The organism is Vibrio sp. T3Y01 (genome assembly GCF_013114525.1).
In the GTDB taxonomy this organism is placed as follows: domain Bacteria; phylum Pseudomonadota; class Gammaproteobacteria; order Enterobacterales; family Vibrionaceae; genus Vibrio; species Vibrio chagasii_B.
The window spans coordinates 12,193-37,240 of sequence record NZ_VTXJ01000031.1 but is presented as its reverse complement, the minus strand read 5'-3'; the positions used below and the strand labels follow the sequence as shown (position 1 = coordinate 37,240).

The following is a 25,048-nucleotide window of genomic DNA, read 5'->3' as shown; positions in this document are numbered from 1 at the left end:
TCCACTTAAAATAATACTATTGGGTGCTTTAGAGTGCGGATTTTACAAGGGAGAAGGCGAATGAAAAGTGATGTGGCAGGCATAAAAAAGGCCACCCGATATATTGGTGGCCCTTAGCTATCTGTTTGAAAGATATGGTTATTTTGTTGTGTCTCTTAGCTTGAGTTTGCTTGGTACATACACTCGTAATGGGATGGTTCTGCCGTCACGAGATTTCTCAATCAATAAGTTAACACCTTGAATTCCCATCAGTTCAGAGTGAATACGAACTGTTGATAAAGATGGGAAGGTAAATTTAGCTGTTGGGATGTCATTTACACTGATGAGCGCAATATCATCAGGAATGCTTAATCCATGCTCATGGACTGCACGTAAAACACCGATTGCGATTGAATCTGATGCAATAAACATCGCTTTTGGGTAGTCGCCACTTTCTAACATCTGCTTCGCCAGTTTGTAGCCAGAAGAGCTAGAGAAGTCGCCTCGGTAGATGTCTTGTTCGCTAACAACGTTCTTCAAACCGCCGTACTCTGCGAAGGCGATCTCGCGAATATCAGAGGTGTTGATATCGTCCTGGCCACCGATGAAACCAATGCGTTCATAACCTTGGTTGATGAAGAAATTGGTGATTTCTTTGCTGATACGAGCGAGATCGATATCAACAGAATCATAAGGTTCTGAGTGATCAGTAAAGTCAACGTAACAGATGTTATCCGTAAGCTTTTTCGCTTGCTCGATAACTTCTTGAGTCATTCTTCCTACGAGTAAAATGCCAGTAACTTGGCTTGAGTTGGTCTGTATTTTACTTTCATAACAGTTGGTTAGGTCGACATCCATCTTTTCGCACTGAGTCTCGATACCGTGACGAATTGATAGGTAGTAAGGGTCGTTAACTTCCGCTTCTTGCTTGTAGTTATATAGTGCAAGGAAGTGGTGGTGCTGCTTTTTGCTGCTAACCGTTTTACGTGAGCTGCTCGTTTTGTACTCCAGCTTCTCTGCAATTTCAAAGATACGCCTTTTGGTCTCTTCCTTGACGCTTAATGTAGGATCTTCATTGAGAACCCGAGAAACGGTAGCTAATGAAACATTAGCTTCAGTCGCGATATCTTTTAACGTTGCCATACTCACTTCCTGTTCTTGGAACATTGCGCTGCTTTGAAATTTGTCTTTAGTAAAAAAAGCAATGCACCTCTTTATTGTACAGACCTATTGTAATCAAACTGAAAGTCATTGCATTAACTTTTAGTAAAATAAATGCTCAACTCCTCTGTGATGTCTCAAATCTAACTATCTATAAATATCTCATTTAAATTCAATGGATTAGAAGGGTATATCGATTTGTTTTTTCTATAACTTAATCGATGTGCAGCGTGCAACTTTGTGTAAACGTTTACACTTCGTGGTTCTGATCACAGAAATATTGCCAAATTGGCTGCTACTATTTCCGCAACAACGAGCCAATACGCAACGTATTGGGGCAGATTAAATCGTGAATGACAGCGAAGAGAGGTTGATTGTGAAAGTACTGGTTACAGGCGGTATGGGTTACATCGGGAGCCATACATGCATCCAAATGATGCAGGCAGGTATGGATCCAATCATTGTAGACAACCTTTGCAATAGCAAAGAGCTAGTACTGGAGCGAATCAATGCGCTAACCGGTCAAACACCAACATTTTACTTAGGTGATATCCGTGATGAGTCGTTTTTAGATGGCGTGTTTGCCAAGCATGATATCCAAGCTGTGATTCATTTTGCAGGCCTAAAAGCGGTGGGTGAATCGGTCGCTAAGCCTTTGGAATACTACGATAACAACGTTAATGGCTCATTGGTTCTTGCTCGCTGTATGAAAAAAGCGGGCGTGAAAAGTATCGTGTTTAGTTCTTCAGCGACTGTGTACGGTGACCCTGAGATTGTACCAATCACGGAAAGCTCTCCGACAGGTGCAACGACTAACCCTTATGGCCGAAGTAAGTACATGGTTGAAGAGTGTTTGAGTGATTTATTCAACGCTGAGAATGACTGGAGCGTAACGTTACTGCGCTATTTCAACCCGGTTGGCGCGCACCCGTCAGGCACTATGGGCGAAGATCCACAAGGTATTCCAAACAATTTAATGCCATTCATTGCGCAGGTTGCAGTCGGTCGTAGAGAGAAGCTTTCTATTTTTGGAAACGATTACCCAACACCGGATGGAACAGGCGTTCGTGACTATATCCACGTGATGGATTTGGCCGATGGCCATGTCGCAGCACTAAAAGCGGTCGGCGAAAAGGCAGGTTTGCACATTTACAACCTAGGGACAGGTAAGGGATCGAGTGTTCTAGAAATGCTGCAAGCTTTTGCTGAAGCATCAGGTAAACCTGTTCCTTATGAGTTATGCCCACGCCGTGCTGGTGATATTGCCGAATGTTGGGCAAGCACGGAAAAGGCGGAGCGTGAACTTGGCTGGAAGGCGACACGCAGCGTGATGGAGATGACGGCGGATACGTGGAAATGGCAGTCGAATAACCCTAATGGTTACTAACTTGATGCAATTAAAAGCTGCAGCGTTGTTAGCTGCGCTCACCAATTCCAATCACATAGAAGATCTATGCTCATGGATATTGGAAAGCTTGCTGCCTAGCTGCAACTCCAATTTCATTGGGGAATGCAGAGGTAAGAGATTAGAAAAGAGAGATTCCAGATATCTCGTCCCTCGATTCTGGAATGACGGATGAGTTAAAGGTTATTGAGCGCTATAGGCTATTAGCTGATGCACCGAACTATAGAGCTCTGGAAAAACGTCTAAACATAGAGGTTTAGATACTGAGTTTTAAGTGATGAACTCAAACGTCATTCCCTACAGCGAGGAACGAGCGTGACAGGGAATCTCCTTGTAGAAGAATTATTAGCCTTAGTGAATTGACTAGGGCACACAATTTAAGAGCAATGTAAGTATGTCAAAAGTTGAATTTAACCCAGTAGACCACCCACACCGTCGTTATAACCCACTAACGGGTCAGTGGATCTTAGTCTCGCCGCATCGTGCGAAACGCCCGTGGAGTGGCCAAGATGAAAAGCCATCCACTGAGCAACTGCCAGCGTACGACAAAGAGTGCTTCCTTTGTCCAACCAACACGCGTATCTCGGGTGATGAAAACCCAGACTACGACGGAACTTACGTGTTCAGTAACGATTTCGCGGCGTTGATGCCTGATTCGCCTGACGCTCCAGAGTCTGACAATCCTCTATTTAAGACTCAAGGTGTTCGAGGGCTGAGCCGCGTTATCTGCTTCTCGCCAGACCACAGCAAAACACTGCCGGAACTACCGGTGAACAAAATTCGTGGTGTGATTGATACCTGGAATGAGCAGATTGAAGAGCTAGGAAAAGATTACCTATGGGTTCAAGCGTTTGAAAACAAAGGCGAGACCATGGGTTGTTCGCAGCCTCACCCACACGGCCAGATTTGGGCGAACAGTTTTTTGCCAAATGAGATTGAGCGTAAAGAGAAACTGTTAAAAGAGTACTTCGAACAACAAGGTTCAAACCTATTAGTAGACTATGTTGAAGCTGAAATGAAAGACGGCACTCGCACAGTGGTTGAAACCGAGCACTGGATTGCTGTTGTTCCTTATTGGGCAGCATGGCCGTTTGAAGCCATGTTGCTACCTAAAACGCATATTCGCCGCATGAGCGAATTAACTGACGAGCAGCGTGATGATTTAGCGGTCGCGATTAAGAAGCTAACCAGTCGCTACGATAACTTGTTCCAATGCTCATTCCCATACTCGATGGGTTGGCACTACGCACCGTTCTTTGAAGAGGGAACCGATATTGACCATTGGCAACTGCACGCTCTGTTCTACCCGCCACTACTGCGCAGTGCATCGGTTCGTAAGTTCATGGTGGGCTATGAAATGCTAGCAGAATCGCAACGTGACCTTACGGCGGAGCAAGCGGCGCAACGTCTTCGTGATTTGAGTGACGTTCACTACAAAGAGCAGTAATACGCAGCTTCTTAGGTAACAAATGAGATTCCTGATATCTCGTCCCTCGATTCTGGAATGACGGCAGATGAGAAGCCCAGAAGTACGAGCTTTGGGTCTTCGAGTTTAGAAGCTTAGCAGCCGATGTTGTCATTCCCTACCGTGAGAGACGAACGAGATAGGGAATCTAAAAGAATTAAAGTGGTGCCGTGAAGGGGCCACAATTGAACAAAGAGTTTAACCAGAGAGTTTACTTATGTCTGATCTAATCCAAAACGTGAAAACATCTTTTGAGCAAGTCCTTGGTTACCAAGCGACTCACATTGTTCAAGCGCCAGGTCGTGTGAACTTAATTGGTGAGCATACTGACTACAATGATGGTTTTGTCCTACCGTGTGCCATTAACTACCAAACCGTTGTTGCAGCAGCAAAGCGTGACGACAACATGGTACGAGTTGTGTCTGTTGATTACGATAATGCGGTAGACGAATTCGATATCACGCAAGATATTACCTTCCAACAAGACAAGATGTGGGCGAACTACATTCGTGGCGTAGTTAAGTGTTTACTGGCTCGCGGTTACCAATTCAAAGGTGCGGATATTTCAGTATCAGGTAACGTACCTCAAGGTGCTGGTTTGAGTTCATCGGCGGCACTAGAAGTGGTGATTGGTCAAACGTTCAAGGTGCTTTACAACCTAGAGATCTCACAAGCAGAAATCGCACTAAACGGCCAACAAGCTGAGAACGAATTTGTTGGCTGTAACTGCGGCATCATGGACCAAATGATCTCGGCGGAAGGGCAAGCGAATCACGCGATGCTTTTGGATTGCCGTAGTCTAGAAACTCAAGCAGTTTCAATGCCAGAAGACATGGCGGTTGTGATCATCAACTCAAACAAGAAGCGTGGCTTGGTCGATAGCGAATACAACACACGCCGTGAGCAATGTGAAGAAGCCGCTCGTCTGTTTGGTGTTCCAGCTTTGCGTGATGTAACGATTGAGCAGTTTAAAGCGAAAGAGTCTCAATTGGACGAGATGGTTGCTAAGCGTGCTCGCCATGTGATTACCGAGAATGACCGCACGGTGGAAGCGGCTCAAGCTCTGCGCACTCACGATATGAAACGTATGGGTGAGCTCATGGCTGAGTCACATGCGTCAATGCGTGATGACTTTGAAATCACAGTCAAAGAGATCGACGTGTTGGTTGAGATGGTCAAAGAAGTGATTGGCGATCAAGGTGGCGTACGTATGACGGGCGGCGGTTTCGGTGGCTGTATTGTGGCGTTGGTTCCACCTGCTTTAGTCGATGAAATCAAAGCAACAGTAGAGCAAAAATATCAAGCAGAGACCGGACTAAAAGAATCGATTTATGTGTGCCAAGCGAAAGACGGCGCTGGTCTAGTTGAAGTAATCTAACCGACAGATAAAAGGCTTATTATGCAAAAAGATCATGGTAGGCCAAATACTAATGCCTTTGCCTTAAGGTAAGGGCTTTATTACTGGCAGCACAAGGAATTTAGAATGACACAAGCGCAGAGCCTGCATCAATCCATGACAGCAACGCAAGCCTATGATGGCCAGCCCGCTCAGCTTGTCACACTGTCGAATATACATGGCATGGAAGTGACATTCATGGATATTGGTGCCACATGGTTGAGCTGTATTTTGCCAGTAAAAGGAAACAGACGAGAAGTGCTATTGAGTGTGAACTCAATGGAGAATTTCGACAAGCAAGCCAGCTATTTGGGGGCGACAGTTGGTCGTTATGCTAACCGCATTGCTAATGGTCGTTTCAAGATTGATGGCAAGACTTATAAGCTGGAAACAAACCAAGCGGGCAACACCTTACATGGTGGTCCGAATGGCTTTGATAAACGTCGTTGGAGTATTACAGAGCAGACTGAAGCATCGGTTGTATTTAACTTAGTGTCAGCTGACGGCGACCAAGGCTTTCCGGGGAAGTTGAACGTGTCGGTTCGATATGAGCTCACCGAAGACAATCGAGTTTCTATTGAATACAAAGCAACTACAGATAAAGCAACGCCAGTAAATCTGACCAACCATGCTTACTTCAACCTACTTGGTGCGGAAGCTGGGCACGACTGCTTGTCACATATTGTGAGTATCAACGCGCCTCAGTTCTTGCCGACTAACTCGGTAGGCATTCCATTAGGTAACCTAAAGTCGGTGAAATCAACCAGCTTCGATTTCAATCAGCCTATGATGATCTCAGAGCGTCTATTGGGGGATGAGCAGCAGAAAGCCGCCAAGGGTTACGACCACTCCTTCTTATTGGCTGACGGTTGCAAGGGAACTCAATGTGCCGCGACCGTGACTTCGCCAGATGCACTCGTTACTTTAAAAGTATTTTCAACCAAACCTGCAATGCAGCTATACACCGGAAACTGGCTTGGTGGTACACCAAACCGCAGTGGTGGTAGCTATGAAGATTACGCAGGGTTGGCATTAGAAACCCAGTTCTTACCTGACTCTCCTAACCACCCAGAGTGGAAGCAGGACAGTTGTATTCTCCAGCCTGAACAAGAATACCGCTACCGTACCTGTTACCAGTTTGAATTTTCGGGGGATTCTTCAAACTAGTACGCTCTAGCTCAAAGCGGTGATGCCATTGCTTTTGTTTATTGATGAATAGAGATATGTGATTTGTCATGTGCCTCTGGGGGAGATGAACCAAAGCGGCACCTAGCAATCATTTTGTCTAAATAGTAAATGAGTGTTGGGTACTTGAGTAAGGTAAGAAAGCCCTAGCAGAAGTGATTCTGTTAGGGCTTTTTTTTGTTTCTGAGTACGTTTTGTTAAACGTTCGGTCAGGCTTTTTCTACCGAGTTACGGCGAACCAGAGTAGGAGAGAACATCATAGGCTCTGCCGAAGTTGTTTCTTCTTTTGCTAAGCTCAAGGCGAGTCGTGTTGCCTTCTCAGCCATCATTTGAATAGGGTAACGAATGGTCGTCAGTTTCGGGTGAACATAGCGGGCAATTAAGCCATCATCAAAGCCGATGATCGACATGTTATCCGGTGCTTGAATGCCGTTCTCGTCGAGCACAGATAAAGCCCCAGCGGCCATGTAGTCGTTGTAGGCCACAATACCGGTGATCGGTAGGGATTTAGTCAGCAGATTGGTCATCGCATACTCGCCGCCATCACTGGTTGGCTGAGCGTGTTCAATATAACTTTCAGATAGCTCAATGCCGTACTCTTTCAGAGCGGCTTGGTAACCCTCAACACGTTCATTTGCATCTTCAATGCTTGAAGAAGAGGCGATACAGGCAATGTTTTTATGGCCATGGCGAATCAAATATTCAGTCGCGAGAAATGCGCCTTTCTTGTTATCAAGGAAGATACAACGTTCGGCAATCTCTTCGATATAGCGGTTGATCAACACTAAGCCTTTCACTTCTTTGGCGTAGCCGATCAGCTCTTCATCGGTTAGACCTTTTGAGTGAATCACAAGTGAATCGCAGCGGTTATTGATCAGCAGTTCAATGGCTTGCTTCTCTTCGTCACGATCATGAGAGCCGTTGCCCACTAAGATGTGTTTACCGTTTTCTCTTGCAACGTTGTCGACCGACTTTACTAGTGTGCCAAAGAAAGGATCGGAAATATCACCCACGAGTACACCAATGGTATTTGTGCTTTGGCTTACTAGGGCGCGAGCATTGGCATTGGGACGGTAGCCAAGCTTAGACATCGCTTTAGTTACTGACTCAATAGAGCTAGCACTCGCCTTAGGGGATTTGTTGATCACTCGAGATACGGTTGCAACAGAAACACCAGCTTCCTTTGCTACATCTTTGATTGTCGCCATTTTTAACCTCATTTGATTGCTGTGCTTATTTAACACCGACAATGAGAGCAAGGCAATGAAACTCTTGTTTTACTTCTATTATTGAGATCTTTACCGCTTGTAATTATTGGACTTAGTGCTAGTGTAAACATTTACATTTTACTTAATTTTAGTAAATGTTCGATGGGTAAAAAATCAATCAATATAGGAAGTGAGAAATGGATACTATCTCTTATGGTGACTTTGCTAAGTTAGAAATGCGTGTGGGTAAGATCATCGAAGTTGTACGTCATGAAAATGCGGACAAGCTTTACATCGTGCAAGTCGATGTGGGTGAAAAGACGCTACAAACAGTAACTAGCCTAGTGCCTTACTACACAGAAGAGGAGCTTATGGGTAAGCAGGTCGTGGTGCTATGTAACTTAGCGAAAGCCAAAATGAGAGGCCACACTTCTGAATGCATGCTGCTATGTGCGGAAACCGATGACGAATCTGAAAGTGTATTGCTGACACCAGAACGCGCGATGCCAGCGGGTATTCGAGTAGTTTAAGTTGTCTATCTGAGTCGGTGAGTCTGCTCTTTATAGGCTCATCGACCTTTTATGCATTCCAAGCCCCAAGCCCCAAGATTCAAAGCGACCAAAGCTCCAAATTATTGCAGCTTCAGCATCACCTAAGTCTTCAAAGGTTAGCCGCGCGCACTTAATATCAAACCATCAATCACGCTGTGGTGGTGCTCAGACACTCCCGCTAGGTTGCCATATTTAGGCTGGTGGCGGTCATTTTCTAATGGGTGGTGCCAACCTTGTGTGTGTTTGACAAAGTGCGCCGCAAAGCTTTCAGACACCTCTAAACATCCAGCCATGACGGTATCGACATAGGTCTGAACGATAGGACTGTTTTCACAAGGCGCCTCGATTTCGTCTTTCACATAAACCCAAATAGATTGATCTTCTTTGAATTCGGTTTGGCTCTCTATCTGATCGGCTTTTAATTCGATTCGGTGATAGCCACGTTCACGACGATCAAACTCAGCAAGCGCTATCTCGTCGACTTCAAGTAAAACACCATTCACTTGCCCTTCTCCAAGATTGACGATCAAAGGGGATAACACGTAACTGTCGTCGATCTTACTCCAATGGCGCACTAAGCCATGAACAATTGCTGGGATTGCTTGACCCGTTTGACCGGTAAGTTGACGAGAAGAAGAGTTGATCAAGCTGCCATAACCAAAAATATACATCGCGTTCCTTGTCTGAGTTCTGCCATTTAAGCCTAGTCTTACTATATGTGGCGCAATCATAAAAGTCAGTAAGTTTCTATTTACACCTTTATATGTCTTTATGACTCTTTTGGTTGTGTGGTTTTGACTTTTTTATTGGTCAATGAATCTTGTGAGTGTTTGTTTTTACTGGCTTTATCTAATTGGCGCGTTTCATGCAATGTGATCTGCATATTGCATCAAGCTTGATGCACACCAAATTTAGGTTTAGGTAATACCTTGGCCACTTATCTGAGAATTAGGAGCGAGTTTGTTAAATATCACAGATAAAAGTGTAGAAGACGCGATTCCAGCCTACTTGCGTTTAGGCTTTCGACCTTTCTTCTTTCTAGGCAGTGTTTATGCCGTAATTGCGATTGTGGCTTGGGTCATCATGTTCCAAAACGGCCAGCCTGAAATTTTAAAAGTGCCTGCGTTATGGTGGCACGTGCATGAGATGCTATTTGGGTTTTCGATGGCGATTGTTGTTGGCTTTGTGCTGACGGCCGTACAAACTTGGACTGGTGTCAATGGCACCAAGCATTATCGATTAGCCGCGCTGGTTGGTTTATGGCTCGCACCTCGAATTCTGTTTTGGACACCGGCACCGCTATGGCTAATTTCGTCGATTGAAGCGCTATTTTTGGCTTTTGCTGCTTACGAGATTGGCTTTCGAGTGGTGCAATCGAAAGGGTGGAAAAATCTATTCTTCGTCCCACTGTTTGTACTGGCGATCGTGGCGAACTTTGCGAGTTACGCGACCATTAAGGGTATGCCGCCGTTTCCTTCGTCAGCGGTATGGCAAGCCATGCTGTGGTGGTTTACTTTACTGCTATCGGTGATGGGTGGGCGAGTCATCCCATTCTTTACCGCTCGTCGCTTTAACTTCGAAAAAGCGCAGCCATTGGTGTGGCTGGAATGGTTAGCGAATCTACCTCTGGTGGGGTTGTTTATCTTGAGCTTCTTCCCTTTAGCCTTTGCTCAAGTAGGCAGCGGATTAATGGTTTTTGCTGGTGTTGCTCAATTGGTACGCTTCATTCGTTGGAAACCTTGGACAACTCTGTCTGAACCTTTGGTGTGGTCGCTGCACGCTGCATATGTGTGTATTCCGCTAAGCTTGTTGTTACGAGGCTTGTTAGATAATCCATTTGCTAGTCACAACATGCTGCACTTGTTTGCGATTGGTGGTTTGAGCGGGCTTATCTTAGCGATGATCAGCCGTGTGACCATGGGACACACTGGCCGTGCTATCTATAAAGGACCAAGCATGGCGCTCGCATTCTCTGCAATTTTTGTGGCAGCGCTGGTACGTAGCTTAGGTGTCACCTTTCTCCCGGGTTACTTGTTTGAGATGGTGAACATCAGTGCAGGCTTATGGACGCTGGCGTTTGGTCTGTTTATCTGGAAATTCGGAATGATGTTACTTACACCAAGAGTGGATGGTCATCCAGGGTAAATTGATTTCAGTATCTTGATTATAAAAGGGAAGCATTGAGCTTCCCTTTTTGATTGAAATAGACGTTTATCAACTTATTGAGTGTGCTATCAAGTATTGACGTATCTGAGTAATCAGGTCCTCTTTGGCGTGAGGGGAGATGAAACTCGCTTCCACGGCATTAATACTGAATTGTGCTAACTCTTGATGGGTGACTGGGTGGGCATTGGCAACCGCGAGGAAATTGTCATTCATGTAGCCACCAAAGTAAGCCGGGTCATCGGAATTGATGGTGACACAAAGCCCTTTTCTCAGTAGTTCGACAATGTTGTGCTGCTCCATAGTATCGAAGACTTTTAGTTTGGTATTCGATAGCGGACAAACCGTCAGTGGAATACGTTTTGCTGCTAACTTTTCTACGAGTTCTGTATTGTCGATACAGCGAACGCCATGATCAATTCGGGTAATACCTAACATGCTCAATGCATCAATAATGTTTTGCGCAGGGCCTTCCTCCCCGGCGTGTGCGACAGTCAGAAAGCCTTGGTTGAGCGCTTCTTGGAATACATGTTTAAACTTTTCGGGTGGGTTACCTTGCTCCGATGAATCTAAACCAACCGCAATGATTTTATCTTTGTACGGCAGAGCCTGTTTGAGTGTCTCGAATGCGCTACCTTCATCGAGGTGACGCAGAAAGCACATGATCAGTTGGCTGCTTATCCCAAGTTCATGAGTTGCTTGGTCGAGTGCTCGAGTGATGCCAGTGATAATAGTGTCGAAGGCGATACCACGCTCAGTGTGGGTTTGCGGGTCAAAGAAAATCTCAGTGTGAACCACATTGTCTTGTTGGCATTTTAATAGGTAGGCCCAAGTGAGATCGTAAAAGTCTTGTTCATGAATCAGTACATTGGCGCCTTGATAATAGATGTCGAGAAAAGACTGTAGGTTATGGAATTGATAGGCATCTCGCACTTGCTCTGGGTTCTCAAAGGGAATCGATACGTTATTGCGCTTGGCCAGTTCGAACATCAGTTCGGGCTCCAGTGTGCCCTCAATGTGTAAGTGCAGCTCAACCTTCGGTAAATTTTTGATGAAGCTATCCATAGCAACTCCTTAGCTATTTTAATTATGGGCGGAGTAGGGGGAGATAATTAACGCCTACCAAGCTAACGGGTTAGGCGACTCATTTATCTCTGTTTGAGCATAGTTCATTTCATGGTTGTCGATGAAATGAGGCTGAAATTGTTAGGGATTAGAGGCTGTTGAGTGCTTAAAAATGAGCCGCAAACGATTTGCAGCACTAGAGTGTGATCCGCTGCAAATATTTGCAGCAATATTCGTTGATTTGTGCTCTAATACCGCGCTTACCAAGGGATGGTGTTAAAAGATGCTCACTTAGATGGAGTTATCAAAGTTGACCGATCCCTTAATGATCTCCCTTAGGAAAAAATAGAACATGTCTAAGAACAAAAAATTTGATATCCGCCTTACAGAAAAACGCAACGGCTGGTGTGCAGAGATTACTCGTCAAGTAACGTCTCGCAGCACAACAGTATCTAAGCGTGAGTCTGGTTTCGAAACAGAAGCGCTTGCACAAGAGTGGGCTGAGAAAGAACTAGCATCTTTCATCGCAAACCAAGCTGAACGTAACGAGCGTAAAGCGGAACAACGTAAAGAGCGCGATGAACTACGTCACGCTAAAGAGCTTAAAGCTGAACAAGCACGTGAAGCACGCGCTAAAGCTCGTGCAGAAGAGCAAGAAGACGCTGAGTAATTCGGTGCACGATTAATTTATAGGTCCCTTAATTTTAAGATAAGGGAGTTATAAAAAAGCCCCAATATAGTCACCTATATTGGGGCTTTTTCGTTTGTGGAGTTCGTTGCTATTTACTTAAGAGCGACGGTTTTGGCTTCTCGCTTTTTACATCGCTCTCTCGAGCCTTAATCAGTTGTTTAGCGTAGTTAACCAATCGTCTTCTGCTACTTCTTCAATGTAGCTTTCTACGGTTTGTCCCACTTCTTCATCGTCTTGCTTGAAGTAAGCGATGTGGAACACAGCATCACCTTCATTCACCAAAGGTAGCGTTTGTTGGCCAATCACGATACCGCCTTTAGTCGTGATAACTTGGCTCTCTTGGTGACCTAATGGAGAACTGATGTAAGCAAGTGTTTGTCCTGCTTCAACTTGTTCACCCAGTCTTACCATGTTACGCAAGATACCGTCTGATTCTGCACGAATCCAGCTGGTGGATTTGCTCAATACTGGTTCTGGCAGTTTCTTGCGGTTCGGGCGCAACATGCCAATTTCTTTCATTACTTGGTGAATGCCAAGGTAGCCTGCACGAATCGCTAGGTGATCAAAACGCAGCGCCTCACCACCTTCGTATGTCAATACTGGAATACCTAGCTTTTCCGCTTCGCTTCGCAATGAACCATCACGTAGAGGTGAGTCGATGATCACCGGTGTCGCGAACGCTTTTGCGATGCGCATGGTTTCTGGGTTCGAAAGGTTCGCACGAATTTGTGGCAAGTTCGTACGGTGAATCGCACCCGTGTGTAGGTCCAGAATGAAATCACAGTGCTTAGCCACGTTCTCGAAGAAGGTGTAAGCGATACGAGATGTTAGCGATCCTTTCTCACTACCAGGGAAGCAACGGTTTAGATCGCGACGGTCTGGTAGGTAACGAGACTTATGAATGAAGCCGAATACGTTAACGATCGGCACGACAATCAATGTCCCTTTCAATTTCTTAGGATCAATCGCATTAGTGAGCTGGCGTGCAATCTCAACACCATTTAACTCATCACCGTGAATCGCAGCGTTTACCATCAGTGTTGGACCTGCTTGGCGACCGTGAATGATTTCAATCGGGATCGAAAGTGGAGAGTGCGTGTAAAGCTGAGCTGCTTGCAGTTCAATCTCCATTCGCTGTCCTGGCTGAACAGTAGAACCAAGTAATTCGAATGGTTGATTAGGTTTTAGTCTTGCCATTTAGGTTGTTCTCAACATGGTGATAATTCGTTAACACGGAATGTAGCAATCGTTGATTTTTAGTACGAATCAATCGCTTTACGGTAACGACAAAACTTTTTTGTGGAGGCGTATCGGGAACGGTATTCCATGGATGGCGGCCTGTTTGGAATGCACCTTTTATTTGTAAGGTTTCTGACAATTTATTGATTTAACTCTGATAATTGTGTTTTTGGCACTTGCTATTATCCATCGCCATTTTCTGGCGGCCAATTTCAAATATCGAGATGAAAATGAAAAAAACAATTTCAAAAGTTGTAGCACTTGCAGTGGTATCTGTTGCTTTATCTGGCTGTGTTGGTAGCAACGCAGTAACCGGTTACCTAATGAAGTTCAACCTTAAAGCCGTTGATAACCGTTACGCACGTGGCGGCTTAAACTTACTGTTGGCACCGGCATACGGTCTGACGGTAGCAGCGGATTACCTAGTATTTAACTCTCTAGAATTCTGGACAGGTAGCAACCCACTAACGGGTGCACCGCATATCTTTGATACTAAGGTTGATACTTACATTGATATTAACCATCAACTAGATCCGTCTCTAACGGAAGCGCCTGTGGGCCCAATCACTAATGTAAATATGATCGAAAAAGGTCAGATGCAGCAGATTGATGAAAACACTATCCAAATGGACATCACTTACCAATCTGGTGAGCGAGCGACACTAATCGGTGTTCGTGATGGCGAGATGGTGACGTACTTCATCGATGGCGAAGTGGTTGCACAAACTTCAATTGATGAGCTAGAGAGCTACGCAGCTTCACGCGCTTAATGTCTTAGTTGATCGCAAAGCTTAGATACAAAAACAGGTACTCATTGAGTACCTGTTTTATTTTGTGTCGATGAATAGTATTTACCGTGAAATCCTATCTATCGAAAACATAATGGTTCGAATTATGCTTTTTCTGGGATTGCTTCTAGCAGCGCAACCATTTGGTTCCAGAATAGCTCAACCGTATCAATCTTCACTTTCTCATCTGGAGAGTGAGGGAACTTGATAGTCGGGCCGAAAGAAACCATGTCCATGTTCGGGTAAGGTTCTTTGAATAGACCACACTCAAGACCAGCATGGATAACCATGATGTTTGGCTTGTGACCGTAGATACCTTCGTACATGTCGCGGAAGATGTGCATGATCTCTGAATCTGCGTCTGGCTTCCAACCTGGGTAAGCGCCAGAGAATTCGATGCTCGCACCAGCAAGCTCTGCTACAGAGTGAAGCATGCTCTCAACTTGGCTACGGCCAGAGTCGATCAGAGAGCGGATTAGGCAAAGTACTGTGATTGAGTTCTCTTCTGTCGTGATAACACCTACGTTTAGAGATGTCTCAACAACACCTTCAATCTCATCACTCATACGAATTACGCCGTTTGGCGCCGCGTTAAGTGCTGCGATGAAGCGAGCTTGGTCAGCAGCTGCAAGTGCGCCCATTTCAACTGAAGCTTCTTCGTTGAAAGTCACAATGCTGTCTTCTACTTTACCTAGCTCTGTAGAAAGTAGCTCTGTGTAGTAGTTGTATAGAGAAGCCAGTTTCTCTTGGTTTGCCGCTGGAACAGCAACGGTAACGAAACCTTCACGAGGGATCGCGTTACGAAGACTACCACCTTTGAATTCTACGATGCGTAGGTCTAGCTCTTTCGCGTGACCAGCTAGGAAGCGAGCAAGCAGTTTGTTCGCGTTTGCACGACCTGTGTGAATATCACAACCTGAGTGGCCGCCTTTAAGACCTTTAAGCGTTAGCTTACGAGTCACGAAATCTGCTGGGATTGCAGTACGAGCTACGTCAAATGTCATTGCGCCGTCGATGCCGCCAGCACAACCCATGTACACTTCGCCTTCTTGCTCTGAATCGGTGTTAAGAAGGATATCGCCTTCTAACCAACCCGCTTCAAGACCGAACGCACCAGTCATACCTGCTTCTTCGTCTACTGTTAGTAGAACTTCGATAGGGCCGTGCTTGATTTCGTTTGATGCAAGAACCGCTAAGCATGATGCCATACCCATGCCGTTATCTGCGCCAAGTGTTGTGCCTTTTGCAGTAACCCACTCACCGTCGATGTACGGTTGGATCGGGTCTTTAGTGAAGTCGTGAACCGTATCTTCGTTCTTTTGTGGAACCATATCGATGTGAGCTTGTAGCACAACACCTTTTTTGTTTTCCATACCCGGCGTCGCAGGCTTTTTGATGAATACGTTACCCGTTGGATCACGGCGTACATCTAGGCCTTGCTCTGTCGCCCAAGCAATAATGTATTGAGCAAGCTCTTCTTCATGCTTTGAAGGGTGTGGGATTGAGCAAATCTTATCGAAGAACTGCCAAAGAGGGGCAGGGGATAATTTACTGATCTCAGAATGGAATTCAGACACGGATGACTCCTTTTTTATTTGATAACCATATATTTAGGGTTCCTATGGGTTTAAACATAGAACAAAAACCTAAAATATAGGTCTGTTTTGATGCCGACAGCATACCACTAGACCGTTTTCACGAGTAGCGCTTCTAAACCTTAAATCCTTCAAATTTTGAACGCCATCCTGTTCATTTGATCTTGGTTAAGCGCCTTGATGCTTATAAAAGAAACAAGCAAACGTTTATTTAGACTCAATTCTGTAATTTAATTACATGATTGAGTTTGCAAAATAACCTTAAATGGCTAAAAGTGTGACCTGAAGCAAAAAATACTTGTAATCTTTTTTCTTTGAGGTATATTTATAACCAACTTCTGAAGTGAAGAGTAAATGCTCAAAGGATGAGTCCGTTTATCGCCTCCAAGGAACCGAGAAATCAAATTCGTTTTTTATTGATTTATTAAGGTGATAGTTATGAAAGGTTTACCATCTGCAATGTTCTGGCTTAACAACTCTGTTTACACTAGCAACTTTGCATACCCTACAAGCTTCGGTTACTAATACCGTAAGCATGTAACTCGAACAGTTTTGTTCACCCCTATATATTGGAATTCTCTTACAACCCTCTTGGTTGACAGATTCTACCGCCACTCAGTTTTGAGTGGCGTTTTTTTTGCCTGCTACTTTATCCCCAGCTGTGATTCGTCATCTATCTACAACTATGCTCGGTTGTTTTTTAAACAGCAAAATATCAATTTGAGCCTTATTACCGATCCTGTTGAAAATCGGACAACTCTTGTGGGTTTGAATTGGCAAATTTAGCGCCAGATTCTTAATGAAAATAACTGATGGTTGAAAAAGTAATCAAATAAAAACGACCATTAAATTGTTTTTAGTCTATTGTTTTTAATGTGTATTTTTCTTTTTTGATGTGGTTTTTAATCGCTTGGTTTCATACGTCATTCTGATAAATATTATTTAGAGCCTTAATTCTATCTGGAATTTGTTATTTGATAACTTTATAATCCACAGCCAATCGATTACGCAACCGTTTACTTTTTACCCTTATAGGATTCGATAATGTTCGAAAAGCTATTCAAACTCAGTGAAAACGGCACCAATGTGCGCACTGAAATCATCGCAGGTCTAACAACCTTCCTAACAATGGCTTACATCATTTTTGTAAACCCAATGATCCTAGCTGATGCTGGTATGGACCACGGCGCTGTATTTGTAGCAACCTGTTTAGCGGCTGCTATTGGCTGTTTCATCATGGGCTTCGTTGCTAACTACCCAATTGCTCAAGCTCCAGGTATGGGCCTGAATGCCTTCTTTACCTACGCGGTTGTAATGGGCATGGGTTACACGTGGCAAGTTGCGCTAGCGGCAGTGTTTGTTTCGGGTGTGATCTTCATTTTCTTGAGCATCTTTAAGATCCGTGAATGGATTATCAACTCGATTCCTATGTCTTTGCGTGTAGGTATCTCTGCGGGTATCGGTCTTTTCCTAGCATTTATCGCGCTTAGCAATGCTGGCATCGTGGTCTCTAACCCTGCAACTAAAGTATCACTTGGCGACATTACTGCTATTGCTCCTATCCTTGGTGCTCTTGGTTTCTTCCTTACTATTGCTCTTGTACACCGTGGTGTGAAAGGCGCAGTAATGATTGCAATTCTAGCTATTACAGCTCTTGGCATTATCATTGGTGACGTTCAGTACGGCGGCATCATGTCTACACCACCAAGCCTTGCTCCGACTTTCATGCAGCTTGATTTCTCTGCAGTATTTGAAATCGGTATGATCTCTGTTGTATTTGCTTTCCTATTCGTCGACTTATTCGATACAGCGGGCACGCTAGTTGGCGTTGCGACAAAAGCAAACCTAATCAAAGAAGATGGCAAACTACCTCGCCTGAACAAAGCACTGCTTGCTGACTCAACAGCAACGTCTATCGGTGCACTTCTAGGTACATCTAACACAACTTCATATGTAGAGAGTGTTTCAGGTGTTGCTGAAGGTGGTCGTACTGGTCTAACGGCTGTTGTCGTGGGCGTACTTTTCCTTCTTGCTCTTTTCTTCTCACCACTTGCAGGTATGATTCCGGCGTACGCAACATCAGGTGCACTTTTCTATGTAGCAATTCTGATGATGTCAGGCCTAGTTGGCATTGATTGGCGTGATCTTACGGAAGCAGCACCAGTCGTGGTAACATGTCTACTTATGCCGCTGACGTACTCTATTGCTGAGGGTATCTCACTAGGTTTCATCGCTTACGCTGCAATTAAGCTGCTAAGTGGTAAAGGTCGCGACGTTTCACCTGCTGTGTGGATCATGTCGGTAATCTTTATTCTTAAATACATTTTCGCTTAATCGTCTAGATTTCTGCTTAAACGCTGAAGAGGCTATGTTTGGCATAGCCTCTAATAACATGAAAAATTATTAGGTTTTATACTATGAGCAACAAATTCGTTATCACTTGGGACAACATGCAGACTTACTGCCGTCAACTAGCAGAAAAGCAAATGCCAGCAGAGCAGTGGAAAGGTATCTGGGCTGTAAGCCGTGGTGGTTTGGTTCCTGGTGCAATCTTGGCTCGTGAACTGGGTATTCGTCACGTAGATACGATTTGTATTTCTAGCTACGACCACGATCACCAACGTGATATGACTGTCGTTAAAGCACCTGAAGGTGACGGCGAAGGTTTCCTAATCGTTGAAGATCTTGTTGATAGTGGTGACACTGCACGTAAGCTTCGCGAAATGTACCCTAAAGCAAAACTGATAGCTGTATGTGCTAAGCCTTCTGGCGCGCACCTACTAGACGAGTACATTGTTGATATCGCTCAAGACACATGGATTGAGCAACCTTGGGATACTAGCCTAAGCTACGTTGAGCCAGTAAATCGCAAGTCAAAATAAGCGTAAACTTAGTTTTTTGAGAAATGACCCTTTATAGGGTCATTTTTTTATATTATTAGTGAAAATCATTTCTTATTAAGTATCCCAATGTCTGAACCAGAAGAAACGAGCTCGAACCTTTCGGAAACCTTGTTTGTAAAGCACAAGCAGGCCAAAGAGACCTCAATGCTGACACAATACATGCCAAGCTCTGAAGCGTTATTGGATGAGAAGCGTGAACAGCAAAACTCATCATGGTACCGAAACCTAAGGCGTCTTCAGTGGGTATGGCAAGGCGTGAACCCTATTGAACAAGAAGCTGTACTGGCTCGAATCGCGTCGTCAGACAACTCTCGTACTACCGATGAGTGGTTAGACACCGTAATGGGATACCGCAGCGGTAACTGGGCCTATGAATGGACTAAGTTGGGCATGTTGCATCAGAACCGTTCCAACGAAAAAAGCGGTGAAGAGGTGGCTGAAGAGCTGTTCTCGGCCTCTTTGTGTTTCAGTATTGCAGGCTACCCGCATCTAAAAAATGACAATCTGGCGGCTCAGGCTCAAGTGTTAGCAAACGCAGCCTATTCTGAAGCGATTAAGCACACCAAGCTGATTGTTAAGCAGATTGAGGTGCCTTACCAGAATAAGAAAATCAAAGCCAACCTACACCTAGCGAAAACCGACAAGCCTCAACCTGTTGTGATCGTAAGTGCAGGCTTAGATAGCTTACAAACCGACATGTGGCGTTTGTTTAGGGATTATCTGGCGCCAAAGAACATTGCGATGCTTACTGTCGATATGCCATCGATAGGGCACAGCTCTCATTGGCCATTGACTGAAGACTCTTCCTGCTTGCATCAAGCGGTATTGAACGAGCTGCCAAATATCCCATGGGTTGATCACCATAAAGTGGGCTTGTTTGGTTTCCGTTTTGGCGGCAATGCGATGGTGAGGTTGTCGTTTATCGAGCAACAGAAGATCAAAGCGTGTATCTCTCTTGGCGCGCCAATCCACGATATCTTTGTGCATGCCGATAAATTGAAGCAAATGCCAAAGATGCATCTAGATGTACTGGCTTCTCGCTTGGGTAAAGGCGCCGTCGATATCAATAGTCTTTCTGGTCAGTTGATGGCGTGGTCTTTGAAGGTGCAAGGCCTGTTGTCGAACAGTAAAACCAGCGTTCCGATCTTAGCGTTAGCCTTAGAAGGCGATCCTGTGTCACCGCCAATGGATAATCAACTGGTTGCTATTTACAGTGATTACGGCAAGGCAAAGAAAATCAAATCTAAATCAATTACACAAGGTTATGAGCAATCCCTCGAATTAGCGATAAAGTGGCTTGAGGATGAATTATTTAGATGACATTTCTCCTAAATTAGTTAAGCATGAAAAGTGTACAGATTAAGTACCTGATACTCAGGGAAAATTTATAAAATCCAACTGCGTGGTTTCAACGTATTGCAGTCTGAGTAACGTCATTCTTAACATTGAAAACGGAGATTCAATATGTCAGAAGTGACACAAGAACCAACACATTATCGCTTGTTAAACGTTTTAAAGGCTATCGGTCCTTATTTAAGAGAGCCGCAATCAGAAGAGGGCCACTATATTTTTGATTGCTTATCAGTGTGTGTGAACGATAAAAAATCACCAGAAGAGCGTGAGTTCTGGGGCTGGTGGATGGAGTTGGACAAGTCGGAAGAGGGGTATTCGGCGAAGTACAACATTGGTAAATACAACATTGAAGGCCAGTGGGATTCATTACCTCTGCCAAAAAAGGCGGTTGCTGAGGTCACTAGAACTCAAGAAGCCTTCCACCAAAAACTGGTTGATGAACTTCAAAGTAAGTTTGAAATCAGCATCCAATTAGACGAAGAGTCTGTCGAATTCGTCTGATTTTAAAGGTTACTCTTCTATATAAAGTAAAAAGGTGCGATTTCGCACCTTTTCTGCTTGTGAATTCCCCTGTTGATTGCTAAAACATCACCTCTTATTTGTTTTATCCATAAAAGACTTCATGACAACAAATCATCAAAGCGGGACAACAGCGCAGCGTAAAACTGTCGTTGTTAAACTGGGTACCAGTGTCTTAACTGGTGGAACATTGGCATTAGACCGTGCTCATATGGTTGAGCTGGTTCGTCAATGTGCTGAATTAAAAAAACAAGGCCACTCTGTGGTTATGGTTTCGTCTGGCGCAATTGCAGCAGGACGTGAGCACCTTGGTTACCCCGCACTTCCCAACTCAATGGCGAGCAAACAGTTGCTGGCTGCAGTTGGGCAAAGTCAGTTGATTCAAGTTTGGGAGTCTTTATTCGCTATCTATGACCTTAAGATTGGCCAGATGCTACTGACTCGTGCTGATCTTGATGACCGTGAGCGTTTTCTAAATGCCCGTGACACGATCAACGCACTCGTTGAACACGATATTATTCCTGTCGTGAATGAAAACGATGCAGTAGCGACCAACGAAATCAAAGTGGGCGACAACGATAACTTGTCGGCACTGGTTGGTATTTTATGTGGCGCTGATAAGCTTTTGCTACTGACAGACCAAAAAGGTCTATTTACAGCAGACCCTCGCAAAGATCCAAATGCAGAGCTCATCAAAGAAGTAAAAACCATTGATGATACGCTGCGTAAGATTGCCGGTGGTAGTGGCACGACTTTAGGTACCGGTGGTATGGCGACAAAACTGCAGGCGGCGGACATCGCTCGTCGTGCTGGTATTGAAGTTATCATTGCAGCAGGCAGTGCTGAAAATGTGGTATTCGACTCTTTGAGTGATAACCCTCAAGGCACACGCTTCTTGCCGTTAGCTGAGGCGCTTGAAAACCGTAAGCGTTGGATTTTAGCTGGCCCAGCTTCTGCTGGTGACATCGTGGTTGACGATGGTGCGGTGAATGCCGTTAACACCAAAGGCAGTAGCTTGTTGGCAAAAGGGGTGGTTCGAGTTAAGGGCGAGTTCTCTCGTGGTGAAGTTACCCAAGTCACAGACAGCAAAGGCAAAGTAGTCGCGCGTGGTATCGCTAGCTACTCAAGCCAAGACCTAGCAAAAATAGCAGGCAAGCACAGTAAAGATATTGGCGACATCCTTGGTTACGATTACGGGTCAGAAGTCATTCACCGTGACGACCTTGTAGTCATCCAAGAATAGTTCGAGATGACGAGGCGATGAACGGCGCATCTGGCTTTTGCACTAGATGTAGGTAGTACGCATCGCTTCTTTCATCCAAAGACAGACAGAATTTAGGGAGAGTTAAACGTGGATTTAACTAACATGGGTATTGCAGCAAAAGAAGCTGCTTTTCACCTGGCGACCGCATCAACGGCGCAAAAGAACAAGGCATTGGCGATCATTGCCGATGAGTTAGAAGCAAACGCCGCCGCTATCTTAGAAGCGAACGCGAAAGACATCGCACTGGGCCGCGAAGCAGGTCTAACGGACGCACTGCTTGACCGCCTACTTCTGAATGAAGAGCGCTTAACGGGTATCGCTAACGACGTTCGTAACGTTATTAGCCTGAACGATCCTGTGGGCAGCGAAATCGACAGCAAAGTACTGGAAAACGGTATGTCACTGTCTCGTCGCCGTGTACCGCTTGGTGTGGTTGGTGTTATCTATGAAGCACGCCCGAACGTAACGATTGATATTGCGGCACTGTGCCTGAAAACGGGTAACGCAAGCATCTTGCGTGGCGGTAAAGAGACCTTCTTCTCGAACATGGAACTGGTCAAAGTTATCCAGTCTGCATTAGAGAAAGCGGAGCTTCCTGCTGCTTCTGTTCAATACATTGAAAAGCCAGATCGTGAGCTTGTTTCTCAGCTGCTTAAGCTAGATGACTACGTAGATATGATCATCCCTCGTGGTGGCGCTGGTCTGCATAAGATGTGTAAAGAGAACAGCACTATTCCGGTTATCATCGGTGGTTTTGGTATCAGCCATATTTTCGTTGATGAGAGCGCGGATCTTGAGAAGTCTGTCGATGTCGTTGAAAACTCGAAAGTACAACGCCCATCAGCATGTAACTCACTAGATACTTTGCTTGTTCATGAAGCGGTAGCTGAGGAGTTCCTTGGCAAGCTTAAAACACGCCTAGCGGATAAAGTGACATTAGTAGCAGACTCAAGTGCGAAGGCACTTCTTGCTGATTTTGCTGACGTGCGTGATGCAGGGGAAGATGACTTTGACACCGAATGGCTAAGCTACACACTTGGCGTAAAAGTGGTTGCAGATGTTGCAGAAGCGATTGACCACATGCGCGTACATAACGCGAGCCACTCGGATGCGATTATGACCAATAGCTTAGAGAGCTCTGAGCGTTTCATTAACTCGGTAGGTTCTGCTGCAGTGTACGTGAATGCATCAACTCGCTTTACTGATGGTGCACAGTTTGGTTTAGGTGCGGAAGTAGCGGTCTCTACTCAGAAACTGCACGCTCGAGGTCCTATGGGCTTAGAAGAGCTGACCAGCTACAAATGGGTGGGTAAAGCGAATTATCTTGTTCGCGGTTAATGTTTCTCGTTAACTTTACTCTGTAGCTCATTTTAAAAATTGCTATCGCGTAGCAATAATCAATGAATAAGCACACAAAAGGGCCTTAATTGGCCCTTTTTCTTTCCTAACGTTTGGCAATTCCGTTACACTGATATTCAATTATTTGGAGGTGATATGCATTGTCCTTTTTGTTCAGAGAACGACACTAAAGTAATCGATTCAAGACTGGTTGCTGATGGCCATCAGGTTCGTCGTCGCCGTCAATGCCTTGCATGTAGCGAGCGTTTCACTACGTTCGAATCGGCAGAACTTGTGATGCCGAAAGTCATTAAGTCGAATGGAAACCGCGAACCGTTTAACGAAGATAAAATGGTTGGTGGTGTGCAACGTGCTCTGGAAAAACGCCCTGTAAGTGCTGATGCGATCGAACTTGCTATCAGCAATATTAAGTCACAACTCCGTGCAACAGGTGAGCGTGAAGTTCCAAGCGAAATGATTGGCAACCTAGTAATGAGCCAATTAAAAGAGTTAGACAAAGTCGCGTACATCCGTTTTGCTTCTGTTTACCGCAGCTTTGAAGACATTCGAGAGTTTGGCGAAGAAATCGCTAAATTAGAGGATTAATCCCTCAGTCATGTCTAACTTTTCTCCCCTAGATTTTCAAATGATGTCGCGTGCTATCCATTTAGCGAAACGCGGCATTTATACCACTGCGCCAAATCCAAATGTCGGTTGTGTGATTGTACAAACCGATGGACAAATTGTTGGTGAAGGCTTTCACGCCAAAGCGGGTGAACCTCACGCTGAAGTGCATGCTATGCGAATGGCGGGTGATAAAGCAAAAGGTGCGACGGCTTATGTCACACTAGAGCCTTGTTCTCATTACGGCCGTACACCACCGTGTGCCGAGGGCTTGATTAAGGCTCAAGTGGCTAAAGTCATTTGCGCGATGCAGGATCCAAACCCGAAAGTCGCTGGACGTGGCATCAAAATGCTGCGTGATGCAGGCATTGAGGTTGAAATCGGTTTACTGGAGCAAGATGCTTTAGACTTAAACCCAGCATTTATTAAACGCATGCAAACAGGCATGCCTTTTGTTCAGCTTAAGATAGCAGCCAGTCTCGATGGGCAAACGGCACTAGCAAATGGTCAGAGCCAGTGGATCACATCGCCAGCAGCACGTCGTGATGTTCAAAATTATCGAGCAAAGGCGGGCGCAGTATTATCAACCAGCCAAACGGTGATTGATGATAACGCTTCACTTAATGTTCGCTGGGCTGAATTACCAAGTAGCGCACAAGCTCATTATGCTGAAGCTGACGTGCGTCAGCCTGTTCGTGTGATTCTTGATCGTCAAAACCAACTGGGCCCTGAGCTCAAGTTGTACCAATCGCCAACCCTCGTATTAAGAGTTGCAGAGGCATCTGCTGACATTGAGGTCGGTACTACTGATACAGGTCAGCTAGATTTACACGATTTGATGCGGCAATTACCTGCTAATCATATCGACCATATTTGGGTCGAAGCGGGGGCAACATTGGCAAAAAGCTTGATTGAAGCACAGTTGGTGGATGAGCTAATCCTTTATTTAGCTCCTAAACTTATGGGCAGTGACGGAAGAGGTTTGATGGGTGCATTAGGGCTCACTTCGATGTCTGATGTCATTGACCTAGAAATTAAAGATGTTCGACAAGTTGGTGTGGATATTCGCATCGTAGCGAAACCCGTATTACTAGACCGACAGTAACGAAACGATAGTGGAAATAAATCCGCGCCCTAGATACATGTCGTTGACAAC

22 protein-coding genes are annotated in these 25,048 nt (G+C 45.0%); 16 read left to right on the top strand and 6 right to left on the bottom strand.

The window, feature by feature from the left end; translation table 11 throughout:
- Positions 1-138 precede the first annotated feature (138 nt).
- On the bottom strand, positions 139-1,122 hold the full coding sequence (gene ebgR / locus F0232_RS23195) for a transcriptional regulator EbgR (RefSeq protein ID WP_171751030.1): 984 nt from the start codon (positions 1,120-1,122) through the stop codon (positions 139-141).
- Between the two features lie 394 nt (positions 1,123-1,516).
- On the opposite strand from ebgR, the gene galE reads away from it, so the two are divergent.
- The 4 genes from galE (at position 1,517) to galM (ending at position 6,573) form a co-directional block, all read left to right on the top strand.
- Positions 1,517-2,527, top strand: a complete 1,011-nt coding sequence (gene galE, locus F0232_RS23190; protein WP_171751029.1) for a UDP-glucose 4-epimerase GalE — start codon at positions 1,517-1,519, stop codon at positions 2,525-2,527.
- A gap of 412 nt (positions 2,528-2,939) precedes the next feature.
- Positions 2,940-3,992: a UDP-glucose--hexose-1-phosphate uridylyltransferase gene (locus F0232_RS23185; RefSeq protein WP_171751028.1), complete on the top strand. Its 1,053-nt coding sequence runs from the start codon at positions 2,940-2,942 to the stop codon at positions 3,990-3,992.
- Positions 3,993-4,227: 235 nt separating this feature from the next.
- Positions 4,228-5,388, top strand: coding sequence for a galactokinase (gene galK / locus F0232_RS23180; RefSeq protein ID WP_171751027.1), 1,161 nt, complete (start codon positions 4,228-4,230; stop codon positions 5,386-5,388).
- Positions 5,389-5,493: 105 nt separating this feature from the next.
- Positions 5,494-6,573 carry a galactose-1-epimerase gene (gene galM / locus F0232_RS23175; protein WP_171751026.1) on the top strand — a complete coding sequence of 360 codons (1,080 nt, stop codon included), beginning with the start codon at positions 5,494-5,496 and terminating at the stop codon, positions 6,571-6,573.
- Between the two features lie 227 nt (positions 6,574-6,800).
- Here galM and F0232_RS23170 read toward each other — a convergent pair whose 3' ends face one another.
- The gene (locus F0232_RS23170) at positions 6,801-7,799 is read right to left on the bottom strand and encodes a substrate-binding domain-containing protein (RefSeq protein ID WP_171751025.1); all 999 of its coding nucleotides are present in this window, start codon (positions 7,797-7,799) and stop codon (positions 6,801-6,803) included.
- 197 nt (positions 7,800-7,996) lie between these two features.
- On the opposite strand from F0232_RS23170, the gene F0232_RS23165 reads away from it, so the two are divergent.
- On the top strand, positions 7,997-8,329 hold the full coding sequence (locus tag F0232_RS23165) for a tRNA-binding protein (RefSeq protein WP_008218676.1): 333 nt from the start codon (positions 7,997-7,999) through the stop codon (positions 8,327-8,329).
- A gap of 137 nt (positions 8,330-8,466) precedes the next feature.
- Here the strand turns inward: F0232_RS23165 and F0232_RS23160 are convergent, their stop codons facing one another.
- The gene (locus F0232_RS23160) at positions 8,467-9,021 is read right to left on the bottom strand and encodes a gamma-glutamylcyclotransferase family protein (protein WP_128159607.1); all 555 of its coding nucleotides are present in this window, start codon (positions 9,019-9,021) and stop codon (positions 8,467-8,469) included.
- Positions 9,022-9,310: 289 nt separating this feature from the next.
- Here F0232_RS23160 and F0232_RS23155 point away from each other — a divergent pair, with 289 nt between their 5' ends.
- Complete coding sequence (locus F0232_RS23155; protein WP_171751024.1) at positions 9,311-10,495, top strand: NnrS family protein; 1,185 nt, start codon at positions 9,311-9,313, stop codon at positions 10,493-10,495.
- A 69-nt stretch (positions 10,496-10,564) separates the two neighbouring features.
- On the opposite strand, the gene F0232_RS23150 is transcribed toward F0232_RS23155, so the two are convergent.
- Positions 10,565-11,578 carry an adenosine deaminase gene (locus F0232_RS23150; protein WP_171751023.1) on the bottom strand — a complete coding sequence of 338 codons (1,014 nt, stop codon included), beginning with the start codon at positions 11,576-11,578 and terminating at the stop codon, positions 10,565-10,567.
- 352 nt (positions 11,579-11,930) lie between these two features.
- Here F0232_RS23150 and F0232_RS23145 point away from each other — a divergent pair, with 352 nt between their 5' ends.
- Positions 11,931-12,248, top strand: a complete 318-nt coding sequence (locus tag F0232_RS23145; protein ID WP_004741494.1) for a DUF3622 domain-containing protein — start codon at positions 11,931-11,933, stop codon at positions 12,246-12,248.
- 171 nt (positions 12,249-12,419) lie between these two features.
- On the opposite strand, the gene F0232_RS23140 is transcribed toward F0232_RS23145, so the two are convergent.
- On the bottom strand, positions 12,420-13,466 hold the full coding sequence (locus F0232_RS23140; protein WP_102424642.1) for a succinylglutamate desuccinylase/aspartoacylase family protein: 1,047 nt from the start codon (positions 13,464-13,466) through the stop codon (positions 12,420-12,422).
- A gap of 272 nt (positions 13,467-13,738) precedes the next feature.
- Between F0232_RS23140 and F0232_RS23135 the strand changes: the two genes are divergently transcribed.
- Entirely contained in the window at positions 13,739-14,278 is a 540-nt protein-coding gene (locus tag F0232_RS23135; protein WP_004741496.1) for a DUF3332 domain-containing protein, read from the top strand.
- 122 nt (positions 14,279-14,400) lie between these two features.
- Here the strand turns inward: F0232_RS23135 and F0232_RS23130 are convergent, their stop codons facing one another.
- A complete protein-coding gene (locus tag F0232_RS23130) occupies positions 14,401-15,873 on the bottom strand; it encodes an aminoacyl-histidine dipeptidase (protein WP_032551626.1) in 1,473 nt (490 codons plus the stop codon).
- 1,062 nt (positions 15,874-16,935) lie between these two features.
- Here F0232_RS23130 and F0232_RS23125 point away from each other — a divergent pair.
- The 8 genes from F0232_RS23125 (at position 16,936) to ribD (ending at position 24,997) form a co-directional block, all read left to right on the top strand.
- On the top strand, positions 16,936-18,225 hold the full coding sequence (locus F0232_RS23125; protein WP_008218658.1) for an NCS2 family permease: 1,290 nt from the start codon (positions 16,936-16,938) through the stop codon (positions 18,223-18,225).
- Positions 18,226-18,308: 83 nt separating this feature from the next.
- Entirely contained in the window at positions 18,309-18,773 is a 465-nt protein-coding gene (gene tet(34), locus F0232_RS23120; protein ID WP_004741499.1) for an oxytetracycline resistance phosphoribosyltransferase domain-containing protein Tet(34), read from the top strand.
- An 87-nt stretch (positions 18,774-18,860) separates the two neighbouring features.
- Complete coding sequence (gene frsA / locus F0232_RS23115) at positions 18,861-20,114, top strand: esterase FrsA (RefSeq protein WP_105025465.1); 1,254 nt, start codon at positions 18,861-18,863, stop codon at positions 20,112-20,114.
- Between the two features lie 144 nt (positions 20,115-20,258).
- A complete protein-coding gene (gene crl, locus F0232_RS23110; protein ID WP_171367899.1) occupies positions 20,259-20,648 on the top strand; it encodes a sigma factor-binding protein Crl in 390 nt (129 codons plus the stop codon).
- A gap of 76 nt (positions 20,649-20,724) precedes the next feature.
- Positions 20,725-21,909, top strand: coding sequence for a glutamate 5-kinase (gene proB / locus F0232_RS23105; RefSeq protein ID WP_171751022.1), 1,185 nt, complete (start codon positions 20,725-20,727; stop codon positions 21,907-21,909).
- A gap of 108 nt (positions 21,910-22,017) precedes the next feature.
- A complete protein-coding gene (locus F0232_RS23100; RefSeq protein WP_171751021.1) occupies positions 22,018-23,268 on the top strand; it encodes a glutamate-5-semialdehyde dehydrogenase in 1,251 nt (416 codons plus the stop codon).
- A 156-nt stretch (positions 23,269-23,424) separates the two neighbouring features.
- Positions 23,425-23,874 carry a transcriptional regulator NrdR gene (gene nrdR / locus F0232_RS23095; protein WP_008218648.1) on the top strand — a complete coding sequence of 150 codons (450 nt, stop codon included), beginning with the start codon at positions 23,425-23,427 and terminating at the stop codon, positions 23,872-23,874.
- A 40-nt stretch (positions 23,875-23,914) separates the two neighbouring features.
- Positions 23,915-24,997: a bifunctional diaminohydroxyphosphoribosylaminopyrimidine deaminase/5-amino-6-(5-phosphoribosylamino)uracil reductase RibD gene (ribD, locus tag F0232_RS23090; protein ID WP_171751020.1), complete on the top strand. Its 1,083-nt coding sequence runs from the start codon at positions 23,915-23,917 to the stop codon at positions 24,995-24,997.
- Positions 24,998-25,048 lie beyond the last annotated feature (51 nt).

Coding starts and splice junctions, on each gene's coding strand:
- ebgR (WP_171751030.1), bottom strand. CDS start 1,122: ATGGCAACGTTAAAAGATATCGCGACTGAAGCTAATGTTTCATTAGCT.
- F0232_RS23185 (WP_171751028.1), top strand. CDS start 2,940: ATGTCAAAAGTTGAATTTAACCCAGTAGACCACCCACACCGTCGTTAT.
- galK (WP_171751027.1), top strand. CDS start 4,228: ATGTCTGATCTAATCCAAAACGTGAAAACATCTTTTGAGCAAGTCCTT.
- galM (WP_171751026.1), top strand. CDS start 5,494: ATGACACAAGCGCAGAGCCTGCATCAATCCATGACAGCAACGCAAGCC.
- F0232_RS23170 (WP_171751025.1), bottom strand. CDS start 7,799: ATGGCGACAATCAAAGATGTAGCAAAGGAAGCTGGTGTTTCTGTTGCA.
- F0232_RS23165 (WP_008218676.1), top strand. CDS start 7,997: ATGGATACTATCTCTTATGGTGACTTTGCTAAGTTAGAAATGCGTGTG.
- F0232_RS23160 (WP_128159607.1), bottom strand. CDS start 9,021: ATGTATATTTTTGGTTATGGCAGCTTGATCAACTCTTCTTCTCGTCAA.
- F0232_RS23150 (WP_171751023.1), bottom strand. CDS start 11,578: ATGGATAGCTTCATCAAAAATTTACCGAAGGTTGAGCTGCACTTACAC.
- F0232_RS23145 (WP_004741494.1), top strand. CDS start 11,931: ATGTCTAAGAACAAAAAATTTGATATCCGCCTTACAGAAAAACGCAAC.
- F0232_RS23140 (WP_102424642.1), bottom strand. CDS start 13,466: ATGGCAAGACTAAAACCTAATCAACCATTCGAATTACTTGGTTCTACT.
- F0232_RS23135 (WP_004741496.1), top strand. CDS start 13,739: ATGAAAAAAACAATTTCAAAAGTTGTAGCACTTGCAGTGGTATCTGTT.
- F0232_RS23125 (WP_008218658.1), top strand. CDS start 16,936: ATGTTCGAAAAGCTATTCAAACTCAGTGAAAACGGCACCAATGTGCGC.
- frsA (WP_105025465.1), top strand. CDS start 18,861: ATGTCTGAACCAGAAGAAACGAGCTCGAACCTTTCGGAAACCTTGTTT.
- crl (WP_171367899.1), top strand. CDS start 20,259: ATGTCAGAAGTGACACAAGAACCAACACATTATCGCTTGTTAAACGTT.
- nrdR (WP_008218648.1), top strand. CDS start 23,425: ATGCATTGTCCTTTTTGTTCAGAGAACGACACTAAAGTAATCGATTCA.
- ribD (WP_171751020.1), top strand. CDS start 23,915: ATGATGTCGCGTGCTATCCATTTAGCGAAACGCGGCATTTATACCACT.